17 protein-coding genes are annotated in these 15,750 nt (G+C 45.3%); 2 read left to right on the top strand and 15 right to left on the bottom strand.

The annotated features are described in order from the left end of the window. Positions 1–12 precede the first annotated feature (12 nt). The 4 genes from DESOR_RS01000 to rbr all read right to left on the bottom strand — a co-directional run bounded on the left by DESOR_RS01000 (position 13) and on the right by rbr (position 3,118). Positions 13–483 (bottom strand): CtsR family transcriptional regulator, encoded by a 471-nt coding sequence (locus DESOR_RS01000; RefSeq protein ID WP_014182753.1) that lies wholly within the window; start codon positions 481–483, stop codon positions 13–15. Between the two features lie 173 nt (positions 484–656). After that, positions 657–965, bottom strand: a complete 309-nt coding sequence (locus DESOR_RS00995) for a hypothetical protein (RefSeq protein WP_014182752.1) — start codon at positions 963–965, stop codon at positions 657–659. A 209-nt stretch (positions 966–1,174) separates the two neighbouring features. Continuing rightward, positions 1,175–2,362 carry a M24 family metallopeptidase gene (locus tag DESOR_RS00990; RefSeq protein ID WP_014182751.1) on the bottom strand — a complete coding sequence of 396 codons (1,188 nt, stop codon included), beginning with the start codon at positions 2,360–2,362 and terminating at the stop codon, positions 1,175–1,177. A gap of 168 nt (positions 2,363–2,530) precedes the next feature. After that, positions 2,531–3,118 carry a rubrerythrin gene (gene rbr / locus DESOR_RS00985; RefSeq protein ID WP_014182750.1) on the bottom strand — a complete coding sequence of 196 codons (588 nt, stop codon included), beginning with the start codon at positions 3,116–3,118 and terminating at the stop codon, positions 2,531–2,533. A 167-nt stretch (positions 3,119–3,285) separates the two neighbouring features. Between rbr and DESOR_RS00980 the strand changes: the two genes are divergently transcribed. Beyond that, positions 3,286–4,500 (top strand): MFS transporter, encoded by a 1,215-nt coding sequence (locus tag DESOR_RS00980; RefSeq protein WP_014182749.1) that lies wholly within the window; start codon positions 3,286–3,288, stop codon positions 4,498–4,500. A gap of 30 nt (positions 4,501–4,530) precedes the next feature. Then, complete coding sequence (locus DESOR_RS00975) at positions 4,531–5,115, top strand: NUDIX hydrolase (RefSeq protein ID WP_014182748.1); 585 nt, start codon at positions 4,531–4,533, stop codon at positions 5,113–5,115. 6 nt (positions 5,116–5,121) lie between these two features. Here the strand turns inward: DESOR_RS00975 and DESOR_RS00970 are convergent, their stop codons facing one another. From DESOR_RS00970 to DESOR_RS00920, 11 genes are all read right to left on the bottom strand, one after another. Next, positions 5,122–5,385 carry a MoaD-like domain-containing protein gene (locus DESOR_RS00970; protein ID WP_014182747.1) on the bottom strand — a complete coding sequence of 88 codons (264 nt, stop codon included), beginning with the start codon at positions 5,383–5,385 and terminating at the stop codon, positions 5,122–5,124. 9 nt (positions 5,386–5,394) lie between these two features. Further along, complete coding sequence (locus tag DESOR_RS00965; protein ID WP_014182746.1) at positions 5,395–5,712, bottom strand: nitrous oxide-stimulated promoter family protein; 318 nt, start codon at positions 5,710–5,712, stop codon at positions 5,395–5,397. A 298-nt stretch (positions 5,713–6,010) separates the two neighbouring features. Then, positions 6,011–6,814: a sugar phosphate isomerase/epimerase family protein gene (locus DESOR_RS00960; RefSeq protein WP_014182744.1), complete on the bottom strand. Its 804-nt coding sequence runs from the start codon at positions 6,812–6,814 to the stop codon at positions 6,011–6,013. Positions 6,815–7,085: 271 nt separating this feature from the next. Further along, the gene (locus DESOR_RS00955; protein WP_014182743.1) at positions 7,086–8,342 is read right to left on the bottom strand and encodes an NAD(P)-dependent malic enzyme; all 1,257 of its coding nucleotides are present in this window, start codon (positions 8,340–8,342) and stop codon (positions 7,086–7,088) included. A 133-nt stretch (positions 8,343–8,475) separates the two neighbouring features. After that, entirely contained in the window at positions 8,476–9,357 is an 882-nt protein-coding gene (locus DESOR_RS00950; protein WP_014182742.1) for an HpcH/HpaI aldolase/citrate lyase family protein, read from the bottom strand. A 76-nt stretch (positions 9,358–9,433) separates the two neighbouring features. Then, positions 9,434–10,330: a succinate--CoA ligase subunit alpha gene (locus DESOR_RS00945; RefSeq protein WP_014182741.1), complete on the bottom strand. Its 897-nt coding sequence runs from the start codon at positions 10,328–10,330 to the stop codon at positions 9,434–9,436. A gap of 63 nt (positions 10,331–10,393) precedes the next feature. Beyond that, entirely contained in the window at positions 10,394–10,681 is a 288-nt protein-coding gene (locus DESOR_RS00940) for a hypothetical protein (RefSeq protein ID WP_014182740.1), read from the bottom strand. A 9-nt stretch (positions 10,682–10,690) separates the two neighbouring features. Further along, positions 10,691–11,968, bottom strand: a complete 1,278-nt coding sequence (locus DESOR_RS00935; RefSeq protein ID WP_014182739.1) for an ATP-grasp domain-containing protein — start codon at positions 11,966–11,968, stop codon at positions 10,691–10,693. Positions 11,969–12,306: 338 nt separating this feature from the next. After that, complete coding sequence (locus DESOR_RS00930) at positions 12,307–12,657, bottom strand: cupin domain-containing protein (protein WP_014182738.1); 351 nt, start codon at positions 12,655–12,657, stop codon at positions 12,307–12,309. Positions 12,658–12,945: 288 nt separating this feature from the next. Further along, positions 12,946–14,322 (bottom strand): FAD-binding oxidoreductase, encoded by a 1,377-nt coding sequence (locus tag DESOR_RS00925; protein ID WP_014182737.1) that lies wholly within the window; start codon positions 14,320–14,322, stop codon positions 12,946–12,948. Positions 14,323–14,340: 18 nt separating this feature from the next. After that, positions 14,341–15,645: an FAD-binding oxidoreductase gene (locus DESOR_RS00920; protein ID WP_014182736.1), complete on the bottom strand. Its 1,305-nt coding sequence runs from the start codon at positions 15,643–15,645 to the stop codon at positions 14,341–14,343. Positions 15,646–15,750 lie beyond the last annotated feature (105 nt).

Genomic DNA, 15,750 nt, shown 5'->3' with positions numbered 1-15,750 from the left:
CAAAAACCTCCTCTATACCAAATCATCCCTGCTTAAGGTTGTCAAAATATCTTTCATTAAGCGGGCTCGTAACTCGTCCCAACTTCTAAACTCTCCGCCTAAATTGTTGCCAGAAAGCACGCTCTTAATCAGAGCCGCCTCCCTCAAAGTAACCAGCTCTTCCTCAAAGAGCCGTTCTACCAGAGCATTGGTTCGGTCTCGGGAAAGTTGATCTCCAATTAGTTGTCTCATAACCTTTTGATACTGCCCTTCACTTCCCATACCCAGCCGGATAATCCTAAGGTAACCTCCGCCTCCCCGGCGGCTTTCCACCAGGTAGCCCCGCTCAACTGTGAAACGAGTATCCAGTACGTAGTTAATCTGGGATGGGACACATTCAAATTCACCTGCTAACTCGCTCCGCTGCAACACAATATACCCTTCAGAGGTCTTCTCTAATATTTGTTTCAAGTATTCTTCAATGCGATCCGCTAGGTTTCCCATTGTTAATATCTCCTTGTCAACGAAATTTTTGAGGGAAATTATTGACCTTTCCTGACCTTCTATTTATATGATACCCAAAATTCTCTGATTTTGCAAAGATTTTTAGTAAAAAATAATTGGAAGGAGCCGTCTTTAAAGACTGCACCTTCCATAGCATTTCTTATACCTATGCACTAATCTGAAAATAGAACAAAATAAAACCATGACGATAAGGTGAGAAGGCCTACTCCCCCCAAGAGCCAAATAACCACTTGCCCTTCAAGGCCATTGGAAGTGTACTTTATTTCCGGTTCCAAGTTTATTGGTTCCAGGTTTATTTGCGCTTTTTCTTCTGTCATGGGAGCTCTCGCCAGGGGTTCTCCTAACTTGCGCATTCCTGCTTTCGATGAAGTTACTCGGGGATATATGTCAATCCATTGCAATGAGCCTTGCAGCATTAGTTGAACTTCCTTAGGACTTAGCCAAACATATTTCTCGTTCATGATTTCCTCCAGTAGTTTGGAATCCGATATCCATCTTCCCTTGCCCGATTTAGAAACCGGCATTCTCACTTATGTTATTCGCTGCGCACGAAAAAAAACCCTGCCGCTTGTGCAGGGACGTTTGTCCTGAAATCTCAACATAATCAATGGATTTATGCCATCTAAGGCAAAGATTCGCAGGTCTTATTGACAAATCAACATTTCCCGTCCTAAACAATGATCAAATTTCTTGACGTTACCGATAAAAACGCAGCTCCCAACTCTCCTTCAACAATAACGGTATCTTCAATGCCCACTGCTCCCAAATCCGGGAAAACAAATTTCGGCTCAATAGCAATTACCATTCCCGCTTTTAAGACTTCTTTGGAGCCTTTACTGATGGTCGGCAGCTCGTCTAGTTCAAGCCCCACTCCATGTCCGACAAAACGAACTCTCCCTGCTCCATAACCCATGAAATTTTCTTCATAAGAGGTATTCTCCTGGACCCAGGTCAATATCTCTTCAAATACTTCACCGGCAACCCTGCCCGGAATTAAAGCCCGACGTATTAGCTCTTCAACTTGGAGGGTAATCTCATAGGCTTTCGTAAGCTCTTCTGATAATGGCCCTAGGCTTAAGATTCTGGTTTGATCAATTTGATAGCCATTATAAACAGTTACCATATCCACCAGAATAGGTTCGCCTTCCTTAATCGGATCCATCGATGCACCATTAGGATGAGCCACAGAGGTCCCTTTTCCGGTCACCGGCCCATCAAAAGAGCTGTTCATAGCCGCTCTAGCTCCAGACGTAATCGCACCGACATGAAACTCGGAACCAAATCCGCGCATCCGCACATGCCCACCATGACCGAGGGCTCTGGCTTTGCCTTCTAATAACCCCTCAAGCTCAATTTCAGTCATACCCGGCCGCAGTATGTTCTTAGCGTACTCTAAAACCTCGGGCAAGATTTTGGCGCTTTCTTCCAGTCGATTTCGTTCCCAGTTTGACTTTACTGCCCGCTGATAACGTATCTCAGGGGAAACATCCACAAAGGATACCTCTGGGAAAATTTTTCGATAGCGTTCAAACTGATTAACAGGAAGTACATCCAGCTCCAAGCCAAGGGTTTTAGGTAAAAGATGTCCTGCTTCTTGGATATATGCAGGGATTTTTGACATTCCTTTGAGAGGAATTACTGCCCACGAGCTTTCAGCTTGTGCTCTGATAAAATCTCTGTAGGTCAGGACAATGGGCTTTCCTTCTGCCGGAATATACACATGAACATTTTGGGCTGTTCCTGTATAATAGAGGGTATCTGCCCGCTGAACTAAAAGGGCTCCATCAATCCCTTTACTCTTCAAACTCAGCTGAAAATCAGCAACTCTTTTATCTAATTCATAGCTTGGTACTTTCATCCGTCTCCTCCTTTTTTATGCTAAGTCGATGAATATTCTGAATGTTATTATCTATTATCTTCGTATTTCCTTAAGATTTCAAGATATAATTCTGGGTAAGTTTGTATTGCAAATCTAAAAGCCGAGGAGATGAAAAAATCCTCCTCGGCTTTTGATTTGCACTCTTAGTTAGTATTTTTCAGGCAGTTCTTCAAAGTAACCCTGGGAATGAGCACAGGCAGGACATTGATTTGGCGCATCAGGACCTTCATGAACATAGCCGCAGTTCGTACATTTCCATACCGTAGGCTTTTCTTTGTGAAATAGGCTGCCCTTTTCAATCCCATTTGCGTAATACTCAAAACGATCCATATGGTGCTTTTCCACTTCAGCAATCTTTCGAAGAACAACCGCTATATCTGCAAACCCCTCCTGGTCGGCAATAGTGCCAAACTTTGCATAGATTTCGGCCCATTCCTCCCGTTCTCCCTCTACCGCAGCCCTTAGATTTGTCAGGGTGTCTTTGTAGACTAAGGGATAGTCAGCATCCACATGAATAATATTCGTTTCTTCCTGAGTATGCTTAATCAAAAGTTTGTAGAATACTTCTGCGTGCTCCTTTTCGTTGGCAGCCGTTTCTTCAAAGACGGTCTGAATATGTTGATAGCCTTCCTGCTTGGCAACCCCTGCAAAAAAAGCATAGCGGTTGCGCGCTTGAGACTCTCCTGCAAAGGCATCACTTAAATTCTTAAAGGTTTCGGTTTCAGAAAACTTCATGCTTTGACACTCCTTAGTTTCTAGTTTCTCTTCTGCCCTATCTTAATGCCTAATTCCAGTATCCCCCATCCATAGATTACTTTAGTCACGCAAATAAATATTGCAGGTTTCTTTCATTGAATGTCGAACATTACTATGCTTATACTAAGGTAAGGTGGTCTTCCATTTTGAAATTGAAACCTTTAGGTATTCCCCGTCCTGTCATTATTTTGACAGTCGGCGCATTTATACAGTCAACGGGCCATTCCCTGATGTGGCCTTTAAATAGCCTTTTTATGCATAATATTTTAAACCGCACCTTGACCGAAGCCGGTACTCTTCTCGCTCTCCAATCCGCCGTCACTCTCCTCGGCCAAGTCCTCAGCGGCCATTTGGCGGACCGCTATGGGGCAAGAAAAATACTTTTACTGGGACTGATCAGTGCCGTACTTTCCATTGGAGCAATCGCTGTTAATCCTGTCTGGAAGGTTTATGCCCCGGCATTTATCTTCTTCGGGCTTGCTCAGGCATTTATCTTCGTGCCCCTTTATTCCCTGCTGAATGTTGTCTGGCCGGAAGGGGGGCGCAGAAGCTTTAATCTTCTCTATGTCTCCAATAACGCAGGTGTCGCCATCGGCACAGCTATCGGAGGAATGGTTGCCCAAATTTCTTTTCAGCTCATCTTCTCGCTCAATACCTTGACCTTTTTTATCTTTTTAATACTTGTTTTTACAGGTATTTCAGTGCCCCGGACGGGCCTGGCAAACGCTGCCCCCAAACAACGAACCAAGGGGATTGCTAAAGACCCCAGCTTTAAAGTTCTGATGCCCTTAGCCTGCGGAATCTTTCTTGTCTGGGTTGCTTACGTTCAGCTGGTAACCATCCTGCCCGTTGTCATGGACCAATTAGGTTTTTCTCTTTTTTCTTACAGCATACTATGGTCCCTTAACGGCATTTTTATCGTCACCCTGCAGCCTTTTTTAACCTGGCTTATCCAAATTTGGGCCCACTCTTTTAAACGCCAGTTTTACCTGGGCAGCTTGTTAATGTCTCTGGGTTTTGGCATCCTATTATGTAAGCTTCCTTATCCCTCATACATGCTGGCTATGCTGGTGATAACCTTGGGGGAAATGTTAGTTTTGCCGGCCGTGCCTGCTGCCGCTGCTCAAATCTCTCCTCAGGGAAAATCCGGCACTTATCAGGGTATCGTCAGTGGTGCCACCTCCGGCGGCCGTATGATGGGGCCCTTGCTGGGAGGAATCATCTTTGATTTTGGCGGGGGCTTAAGCGTATGGATTCTGTCTATTGCCTTTTTAGGCATCTCGCTTATATCCTTCTCAAGGTATGGAAAAGCATCCCAATATTTTCTGCTCCAGCAAAATCCTACAAGTGTCAATACCTGAATCTATTACAATTGAAAGGAACTATTGAACATGTCTTTATACACAGCTCCCTTTGTTTATTGCCCCATGTGTGCTCACCCCTTGCAAGAGTCTATCATTGATCATCAGCCCCGCAGCAAGTGCCCACAATGCTCTTATGTAGACTGGGGCAGCTATTCTCTCGGTGTAGGAGGAGTTGTTTGGAACGGGGAGAAAATCCTCCTTGTTCAGCGTGCTTATAATCCCGGCAAAGGAGTATGGACCATTCCCGGCGGATATGTCAATCAAGGAGAATCCATTGGGACAGCTATTGTCAGGGAAATTCTCGAAGAGACAGGCATCCACACAAAACCCCTCTCCATTATTGCTGTACGGGACCGTCCCTCCGACAGCCCCTCTCAAAAACACGACACCTATATTATTTTTCAGATGAGCCTTCTAGGAGGAATACTCCACGCTCAACCAGAGGAAGTCAGCAATTTGGGGTTTTTCTCGTTAGCCGAATGCAAAAACCTCCAGATCGCCTCGTTAACATTAAGTGTTATCGAGGCATCCCGTACTTTTTCCCAGGGCCTGGTTTTGAATACAACTGTCAATTTAATAGGTACTTCATCAACACTTTATCAAATAAAATAAGTTGCTTTACCCTCCTGCTGAAAGAAAGCGTAAACGAAAGGCCCGCACTATTTCTGGCCAGTCTTTTTCCTCTACCCGGAATGTAACTCGAGTTGCAGGGATTTGAATTGACCCTAAGGGACAGGCCCATGTGTCACTCAAATCTACTTGCCAGTTTGGACCAAAATACATCCCGTCCCCGTCCCTCTTTCCCCCGATGGAGAGAAAATACTCCTCCAAGGCGCGGTGTGGCATTCCTCTCATCTCTAAAGAATATTCTTTGATTCCCATCGTCCTTGCTCACCTTCCAATACTTTTTAATCCATCAAATAAATGCCGTATAGCTGCCACAGGGTGGGTATAAATCATCTTAGGACCGGAATAACCCATAACCTCTTTGATTTTTTGGCGCATTTCCGGTTTATAACAATGAACGGGACATTTTGCGCAAGTTGTCTTATTCTCTCCGAATTTGCAATGATCCAGGCGGGCCAGAGCATACTTTAACAATTCCTGACATTGAGGGCATAATTCACCTTCAGTCTGGTGATGACCCCGGCAATATAAGTTGAGCATCATTTGCAGGGTAGCTTTCTCCTGCTCCAATCTAGCAGACATTTCACTCATCTCCATCTAAGTTTAAGTCGATTTTTCAATGCATTTTAATTTCCCATTCAGGGGATTCTAGATTTGAATCTTCTAAAGGAGGGAAACTGCATTCATGGCGAAAAAAACAAACGACAAATCCCGTAAACCCGACAATACTGAGAAAATACCCCTTCCTTACGATTCTGATAAAATCGGGAAAGATGTCTCCAAAGAACGGGTATGAACCTATGCTAATAAACCGGTGGGCCAAAACCCACCGGTTTATTAGCATAGGTTATCATTTATAATAGTAATTTATCCTCTTAATTCAAGGCTTAGCTAAGATTAAATCCCGTACTTTTGCTGCCCGGGAATAAGCCTTTTCCAAAAAGCTTAGAGCTGAATCTTCCCGTTCCTGCACAGTTGGGTACGCTTCCAAGGTTAAACACCCCCGGTAATCTAAAGGGAAGTTCTCACTCACTTTAAGCCAGTCTATCTTTCCTTGGCCGGGCAGCCAATGCCGATCTTTTTCACCGTCATTATCCGACAGATGGGTGGTCACCAGCCGCTCTCCGTAATTATTTAACAAATGAAAATCCTGCTTATCCGTTAAGTTATAATGGGAGCTGTCAAAGCAAAACCCTAAATACTTGGAATCCATTCTATCAAGAATATAAGGAACATTATCGCTCCTTTGCGTGTTTTCTATAGCAATGGTTACTTTCAGTTCCTCGGCAGTCCTAACAAGACGCGACATACTTTCCAGTCCATAATCATTAGGCGCCGGGTGATGCCCCTCTTCTGTCAAATGCATGACCATAACAGGGATCTGGTGATCCCCACAATCCTTCAACCAATCCAGGTGAGCTGCGATAATCTTATTTCTCTCAGACTCCTGCTCTGACCATAATAATCCGGATGCGTTGAAAGGGACATGAATATTTTCCACCATCAATCCCATGTCCCGAACGAACTGAGGCATAGCCTCTTTTTTCATCGGCCAGGGCTGGTCTTCATCTTCCCACCAGATTGATGTAGCCCTAAATCCCGCCTCTTTAATCAAGCGGATTCTTTCCTGAAAAGGCAATACATAACCAAACCACGAAAAGATCCCCAGCGGGCACTTTTCCATCTCTTGTTTCTCCAAAGGGGATTCCTCCTTATCTATTTGAATCACCTCATTTTACCAGTTGAGATAAATGGGAGCAAACAAGTTTATTAGAAAACTTGGCGGCGCCCGAAGAAGACACTGTCTTCGCAAGGATTAGCCGACTTGCAGGACGGCGAGAAGGGGCCTTCAGAAAGTATGCAGCGAAAAGTTATACTTTCTGCAGAACAAAAAGGAGCCGGCTTTGCTTGTCTTCAGACAACAAAGGCCGGCTCTGTTTCGGTGAGTAGAGAAGTTACTTATATTGATTTGCCAGTCTCTTCTTAAGATTTTCTGCAATACTGGCAGGATCAATCGGATTTCGGGCAATTCCGCTTTCGATAGCAGCTTTTGCCGTAGCAGCTGCAACAGCAGGCGCTACTTCAGGATTCAAGGTACTGGGCATTATAAATTTGGCATTGAGCTCTTCCGGAGAGACACAATCAGCAATGGCTTTAGCCGCTGCGATCTTCATGGCATCATTGATATCCGTAGCTCTAACATCAATAGCACCGCGGAACATGCCGGGGAAGGCTAAGACGTTGTTAATTTGATTTATTACATCAGAGCGGCCTGTGGAAATGACAGCTGCACCGGCTTCAAAGGCTCTCTCGATTGGCCAAATCTCAGGGATAGGATTTGCCTGACAGAAGACAATAGGATCTTTAGCCATGGAGCGGATCATTTCTTCGTTGAGAACCTCAGCAGCCGATACGCCGATAAAGACATCGGCACCGACAAGGGCTCCCGCAAGGTCACCGCTATATTTTTCAGGGTTAGTAGCGGCAGCAATTTGTTCTTTCCAAGGGTTCATACCCACAGTACGGCCTTGATAAATTGCGCCTTTGGTATCACACATAATCACGTTTTTGAGGCCAACACTCATTAATAACTTAATAATTGCAATTCCGGCTGCTCCTGCCCCATTGGCGACGACTTTAATATCTTCAATATTTTTGCCGACAACTTTCAGAGCATTATAGAGTCCAGCCAGGGTGACGACAGCCGTTCCATGCTGATCATCATGAAAAATAGGTCCTTTAAAGATCCCGCGGGCTTTAAGTCCTTCCTCAATTTGGAAACACTCAGGAGCCTTAATATCCTCCAGATTAACACCCCCAAAGGTAGGGGAGGTTAATTCAACAAGCTCAATTATCTTGTTAACGTCTTTAGTATTAACACAGATTGGGAATGCATCCACATCTCCAAAGGTTTTAAAGAGAAGAGCCTTCCCTTCCATAACCGGCATGGAGGCAGCAGCACCCAGATCACCAAGGCCCAGAATAGCTGTTCCGTTAGATACAATACTGACAAAGTTAGCATGGTTCGTATAAATATCCAGATTTTCAATGTCTTTACCAATTTCTTTAACGGGTTCAGCGACTCCAGGAGAATATGCCAGGGTCAAGTCATCTCTGTCACTTGCAGGGCATGTCACTCTGACTTCCAGTTTACCCGGTCTCTCTGCATGGAATGCCAGAGCCTCTTCACGAAGATTTTTAATGCGCGTCATCTGTGCATCTCCCTTTCAATACCTTTTCGTTTTAGTGGAATAGCATAACCTTTTAAATCAAAAAACCATGGGGAGCGGATTTGTTTGGCTGCCTCCCTCAAGAGGCAACCAAACACTCCATAAGAAAATAATCTTACTTAGTTTTAGCATCAATTTCGGCTTGAGCTGCTAAGATGTCTTTAGCATTTAAGTAAACAGGAGTGTCTACCATTTTGCCGTTGTAAGAAACGGAAGCTTTGCCTTTAGCAATACCTTCTTCTTCGAAGACTTTAACTACGCCGGTAGCCCATTCAACATCAGCAGGATCTGGGGAGTACATACGGTTTGAAGGCTCGATTTGTCCTGGGTGGATAATCATACGGCCTTCATAACCCATTTGGCGTCCTTCAGCAACGTTTTTCTCAAAAGCTTCAATGTTCTTGAAGTCAACGAAAGGAGCATCAATAGCAACAATTCGGGCAGCACGGCAAGCAACGGCTACATGAGCGCGGCCATATTGCTGCTCAACACCTTCATTGGTCAGCTTCACGCGCATATCACGGCAATAGTCAACAGCTCCGAAGATAGCGTTAACGTTACGCGGGCTGGCTAAGCAGCACTCAGCAGCGTTGATAATTCCTTTAGCGGTTTCAAGAAGCATGGAGATTTTAATGGATCCAACTTCCAAACCACGACGACGCTCCAGTTCTTCCAGTTTCCAGTCAAGGCGCTGTACGTCTGCAGCACAACCGGTTTTAGCCAGAGTTACACCATGAAGGCCTTCATGAACAATAGCTTCTAAATCGTCGTTGGTCAATTCAGTTTCCCAGTTATTGATACGTACATAAACTTGAGCGCCTGAAGAACCTGCATATTTAAGGTTTTCACGAACAATTTCCCGGGCAGCTTCTTTCTCCGCTGGTGGTACAGAGTCTTCAAGGTCTAAGGTAATGATGTCAGCAGTGAACTCAGGTGCTTTTGCTACCATCTTAGGGTTGTTTCCAGGAATATACATTACGGATCTCATAATTGCCATTAGTATTACCTCCCAATATTTTTATTTTATTTTTAGGGCTTAGCCCTTGGGATACCGTTACTTGGAACCTTTAACCTTAGTCTTTGATTTTCTCTTTTAAGATAATGGGGATATCCGTCGGAGTTTCAGCCACATATCCCCCGGCTTTTGTAATCGCTTCCATCTTGCTTTTTGCTGAACCCCTGCCGCGCTCAACAATGTTGGAGGCATGGGAGAAGCGCATGCCTGCCGGTGCCCAAGCCCCTGCCACATAGACTACAAAAGGCTTTGTGAATTGACCGGCTGCGATAACTTCAGCACACTCTTCTTCTTGTGTGCCTCCGATTTCAGCATAAACAGCGACACCCTTGGTCTCCGGATCAGCCTCAAACATAGGCAGCAGATCTGCCATAGAGGTTCCCAGAACAGGCTCAGTCCCGGTATGAATAACCGTACTTACACCAAATCCCCCTTCTCTCAAAAGCCAGGGAATGGTTCCCGATTGACCGCCGCTGCGGGAGAAGACCCCAATATTTCCTCTTTTGAAGAACTTATTGGCCCATTCTTTGTTGCCGCCCAGCCAGCCTACAACTGCTTCGCCTGGGGTAATAATACCGATGGAACCAGGCCCCAAAAGTCTTGAGCCTTTGGAATTGGCATAGGCAATCATCTCCATGATATCGTGGATAGGAGTGCCTTCAACGCAAGGAATAATATTCTTAACCCCTGCATCCACTGCTTCGAAAACAGCTGTTTTCAAGATTTTTCCCGGTACAAAGATAACACTGAAGTCGATTTCCCCTTGTTCCCGGACGATTTCCTTAACGGTGTTAAAAACCGGTATACCGTGTACCTGCTCCCCGGCTTTTCCCGGACTGGTGCCGCCGATGACTTGGGTACCGTATTCTTTCATATATTTTGTCCGAACAGATCCTTCCCGACCCGTTATCCCCTGGACGATAACCTTGGTACTCTTATTGATCAAAATGCCCATTTTTATCCCTCATTTAACATTTTGCTTCGTTTCAATAAACGACCTATCTGCTTACTTTTATTGCTATTGGCGTTTCTGAAGGTACTCATCCAAACCTTTGACAGGAACCTCAATGGTTATGGCATTGTTCCCTTTGGTCTTACAAGCGAGCTCACATGCTAAACACTCAGTTCCAAGACGCAAAACTTCGTCAGCATCATGATGCGCAACGGAAGCTCTGCCTTTGTCATCAATCCCAAGCAATCCCCGAGCGTACTTTTTGCACGCCTCGGCACATGCTTTTGTCTCGCATGCATCACACTTGCTGGTATCGATTCTAACTGTCAAACTTTTTTCTGCGAATTCCAGCACAGGTTTCCCCTACTTTCCTTGAGATTCTTTTTCAGCTCTATATTCTTTGCTCAGAGCCAGAAGTCGTTGTCCGATGAATTTCGTATCTGTTACATACTCTTTACCGTAAATTTCAATTCTCTTACCAGGACCATCGGGAGTCATTAAGTCAGCCAGACCTGTTCTGAGAATTTCCAAAGATTCATCTTCCCGGTTGCCGCAGAGGAGCAGTACACAAGGCAGTCCCGGCTTTTGGGTGGGCAGAATCTCTCTGAGTACTTTGACGATAGCGTGAGCATGATGCCACTGCTCTTGATTGGCCATCATGAATCCGCCCAAGAGGTAGCCGTCAATATTGGGCTGAGACAGTACGCATTTAGCAACCCGGTAAATTTTTGAGCCAACAGGGTTACCGCTGGTATCTGCATAGTTAGCCGGTTTAAGGCCAACTTGGTTCAAGGCATCCAAGCCCATCATGGCTGATCCGCCGCCGATTGGATGGTAGCCGATATAGCCAGGGCTTACTTCGTCATAGCCCATATTCATCAGGAACCCTGTTCCGCGGGCATCTGTTTCTTCGATGCTCCAGCCGATTAAGTCTAGCTCTGTGGGAGCACCCGGCAGATCCCTGGCGATGGAAATTCCAAACTCCGGATGACGTCCAACGGAACTGTTGTCAATTTCCATTTTGCAGTCTGCACATACCAAGTTTCCGCTACCCGTCATAACAAAAGGATTGATTTCAAGAGTTTGGCAGTCCAGTTTTTTGTAAGCTTGGGACAGCTTCGAGAGAAAACCTGCAAACTTATTCAGATCTTGAGGAGGAATGCCGGCACGAGCGCAAACATCCACTGCGTCATAAATTTGAAGGCCATTGATAGGATCAACGTTAACTTTGAAAATCAGCTCTTCCGGAACACTTTCAATATCCATTCCGCCTTCAGCACTGAACATCAGCATAGGAGAACGTGCTTCCCTGGCTCCGTTAATAACAAAGGAACAGTAATACTCTTTTTTAATGTCCAGCTTTTCTTCAACGAGAACTTGTTTGATAGGATTTTTTCCAATAGTTTTAGCAAGAATTTCAGCTGCAGCGGCTGCTGCTTCATCTGGAGTATTGACTAATTTAACGATTCCTGCTTTACCACGTCCGCCTGCCTGAACCTGGCCTTTTACGGCAACGGCTTTGCCTATTTCCTCGGCAATCTGCTTAGCTTCTTCCGGAGTGGAGGCTACCCGGCCTTGAGGTACCGGCAGTCCTGATTTTCTAAGCCACTCTTTTCCCTGGAATTCTAGAAATTTTGCCATACGTTCTCACTTCCATAATGAAATTTTCTGCAATTATTCAGGTCGCCTTAAGATCAGATGTTCTACTAGACTCATACCCTCTAGCAATCTTTGATACCCACTAGTTAAAAGAGAATGGTCCCTCCCTTCCACTTAGTATTCGCGACAAATATTCTGAAGGGTTATAAAACACTGCTTCCTAGCGCTTCGTAGTAATAATTACTCGCTAAGTTGGAAATCACTTCGTTTCACATTGTAAAACCAAGTTTCATTTTTCCTTAAGACCATTATCCATCTTATTAGCTCATTAGTCAACAGTATTATTTGTGGTTTTTTAGGAGATTATCGTTTTGATTTATTTATTCCAGCTTTTCTGTCTCGACGGGCACCGGTGCGGCAATGCCAATGAACACGAAGCGATCACTGCCTGTATTGCGCATACCATGAGTTTGACCAGCCTTAGCAAGAATAGCGACACCTTTGCTAATCTCAACTTCTTTGCCCTCACCCGCAAAATAGAGACCAGACTCTCCTTCCAGGCAAATCCAGACATCGTCAGCATTAGGATGCTGATGAAGGAAGACCTCTTGACCGGGCTCCAAACACCACATTGCTCCCAGGGTTTTGTCCGACTGATATACCATAACTTTTTGAGGAACCTTTGCATCAAACTTGGCTAATTCTTGAAGCTTGAAAACTCTGTCTTGCATAGTTCCCCTCCCTAAACAACGCTAAATTATCGAAATATTTTGAACAATAGGGTTACTTTAATTCTGTATTCTCACTTTTAAATCTTGAATATTAGATTATGACAGATCAGTTCTCATCCAGCAACGTCAACGAGATAGTTAGTATAGCATACCAGTCTAGAAGCTCCGGTATAGTATGTCCTGCTTCGGCAAAGAAATGCACTTCTTTGCCGAAGTGACAATGATTCTTCTTAGAGAAACTGCTCCAGTAGAGTAAACACCAGAGCAGTGTTCACATACTAAATACTCTTATAGATCGATGATCTTTCCTGGATTAAACCGATTGTCCGGATCAAAGCTTCTCTTAATCTTTCTGAAGGCTTCCATAGCAGCCGGAGTGAACTCCGAATCCAGATACTTCTTCTTGACGAGTCCGATTCCGTGCTCACCACTTATTGTACCCTCGAGATCGAGAGCCATCATACATAGGGCCTGTTCAGCGGCATGGACGGTTTCAACTTCCTCTTTGTTCCGTTGATCGAAAAGAATCAGCGGATGGAGATTTCCGTCGCCGGCATGGGCCACAACACCGATGGTCACCCCAAAATCTTTGGCTACTTTAAGAACTCCCTCAATGGCTTTAGGGAAATTACTTCTCGGAACTGTAATATCGTTGACACCATAGGATGGTCTTACCCGGGCAACGGATCCGAAAGCACTGCGCCGGGAAGTCCAAACTTGATCCACTTCAATAGCTGATTGGGCAATTTTAAAATCTTTGGCAAATTTCCGGGCAATTTCGCCAATAGTCTTAACTTGCCCGTCCATATCTTCAGGATAACCGTCAACCTCAATAATGAGAACCGCACCAGCGTCACGGGGAAGCCCGGCATGGGTAAAGTCCTCTGTGGTATTGATCAGCAAATTATCCATCAATTCCAGGGTTGTGGGAATAATACCAGCGGCGACAATGTCTGCCACGGTTTTCGAAGCATCCTCAACTTTGTCATAAATAGCCAGCATTGTTTTCTTAGCTCTGGGCATCGGTATGATCCGAACGAAAATTTTAGTGATTAAGCCCAGAATCCCTTCTGCCCCGGTCATGATTCGAGTCAAATCATAGCCCGGCTCACTTTGGAAGTTACGCCCCCCTGTTTGAATGACTTTGCCATTGGGGAGAACGACTTCCAGACCCAAGATATAATCCCGGGTAACCCCGTATTTAAAACATTTCGGCCCGCCGGAGCATTCGCCGACATTCCCGCCGATTGTTGAGGCCTTAAAGGAGGAGGGGTCGGGAGGGAAATAGAATTTTTTCTTTTCCAATTCGACTTGCAGGTCAAAATTAATGACTCCGGGCTCAACCACTGCTACAAAGTTTTCCGTGTCTATTTCATGTATTTTAGTCATTTTCGTAAAGCTAATTACCACAGATTCTTGAGAAGGAATTGTTCCACCACTTTCATTGGTACCAGCGCCCCGGGGAACAAGTTTAATATTGTGCTCGTTCATCAATTTGACAATTTCAACGACCTGTTCCGTTGTTTGCGGAGAAACGACGCCTAAGGCTTCACCTGATAATAGAGTGCCGTCATAACCGTAGGTCAACAGGCCAACTTTGTCTGTGACCACGTTTTTCTCCCCAACAATTTCCTTCAACCGCTTAACAACCGCTTGGCTTAACATATTCAGACCTCCTCCTTCTTAAGCCTCTAGACTTACCCCAGGATTGAGAATCCCTTTGGGGTCAAATTGCTGACGCAGTTCACGGAGCAAACCTGTGGTTTGCTGCCACATTTCCGCATCATTGTATACTTCAGCTTTGAGCTTATGACCCAAGAGGCCCTTCATGCCCCCGCCCAAGGACATGGCTAGTTTATTCACTTTCGTGGCTAAATCCAGTTTATCCGTTCCCTCAGGCAGTGCCAAACCAACATAGCCGAGAAGTCCTTCGACAATCACGCCGGGATAAGCTCCTAAATCACCAGTGAGTGCTTCCAGCTGGGTCAGAGCTTGAGGCATTTTCATCGGGCCAACCGTAAACTCCACTGTTCTGGCAGGCTTTGCATTGAAGCCGGCGCGGACTTTAAGCCAACCATTGATCACTTGATCATACTCAGCCCCATCCTCAATGATCTTTACATCCGTGCCCCCACCTAAGGTAAGCACTGCAGCAATCTCATTAGCAATGTTTTTGCCGGATTCTTTAAATCCCTGCAAATCAATGATCACCAGTTGTCCTTCTGTTCCGGGCAGCGCATCTTTTGCATAAGCCGCATTGATGAGATTCATACGAGTGGGGTGGACATTCCGTTTGATTAAGGTATTGAAGGCTGCGTTGGCCTTATGCATGGAGGTGAAGGTTCCAACCACGGCTCTTCTGGCCTCCGGCGGCGGTAAAAGCTTCACCAGCAGTTTGGTGAAGATTCCAAATGTTCCTTGGCTGCCCACAGCGAAGTGAATGAAATCCAAGCCGGAAACATTCTTAATACATTTATTGCCGATATCCAGAATTTCTCCGGTGGGGAGAACCATCTCAAATCCCAAAAGGAACGCCCGGGTCGGCCCATATTCAAAGGATTTCGAATCGCAGTCGCCAATGGCAAAGCAGCCGCCAATGGAGCTGGTTTCGACTTCAAAGGGCTCCGGAGGAAAGTTTAAGCCGGCTTCCATAACTTTAAGAAGAAATTCCTTATGAAGAAGTCCTGGTTCGACGATAGCAACCAGGTTTTGCTTGTCCATTTCTAAGATCCGGTCCATCCGGGACATAACCATAGCGATCCCGCCAGAAAGCCCCTGGGTATCTACCACTGCCCCGCCTACGGCTAATTTCACATTCTGCTCATTTGCCGCTTTCACGATGTTTGAAACTTCTGAGGTATTGCCCGGCAAGACGACAACTCCAGGCTTACCTTGACCTTTTAGATATTTAGCCATTTCAGAAGGGGAATCGATGACATAGGCATCCCCGACAATCCCCTTTAACTTGCTGATATTGACGTTACTCATGACTACCCGCCCTTCCATTCATTTACTAGAACTTGCGGTCAGCATGTTCCGCAAAGGGAAATTTTCGATTTCGGTCAGACCATAATGAGTTGTAAAGGTCAGACC

The sequence above is a fragment of the Desulfosporosinus orientis DSM 765 genome, assembly GCF_000235605.1.
GTDB classification, from domain to species: domain Bacteria; phylum Bacillota; class Desulfitobacteriia; order Desulfitobacteriales; family Desulfitobacteriaceae; genus Desulfosporosinus; species Desulfosporosinus orientis.
The sequence above is the reverse complement of the archived record's forward strand: the minus strand, read 5'-3'. Positions and strand labels throughout refer to the sequence as shown.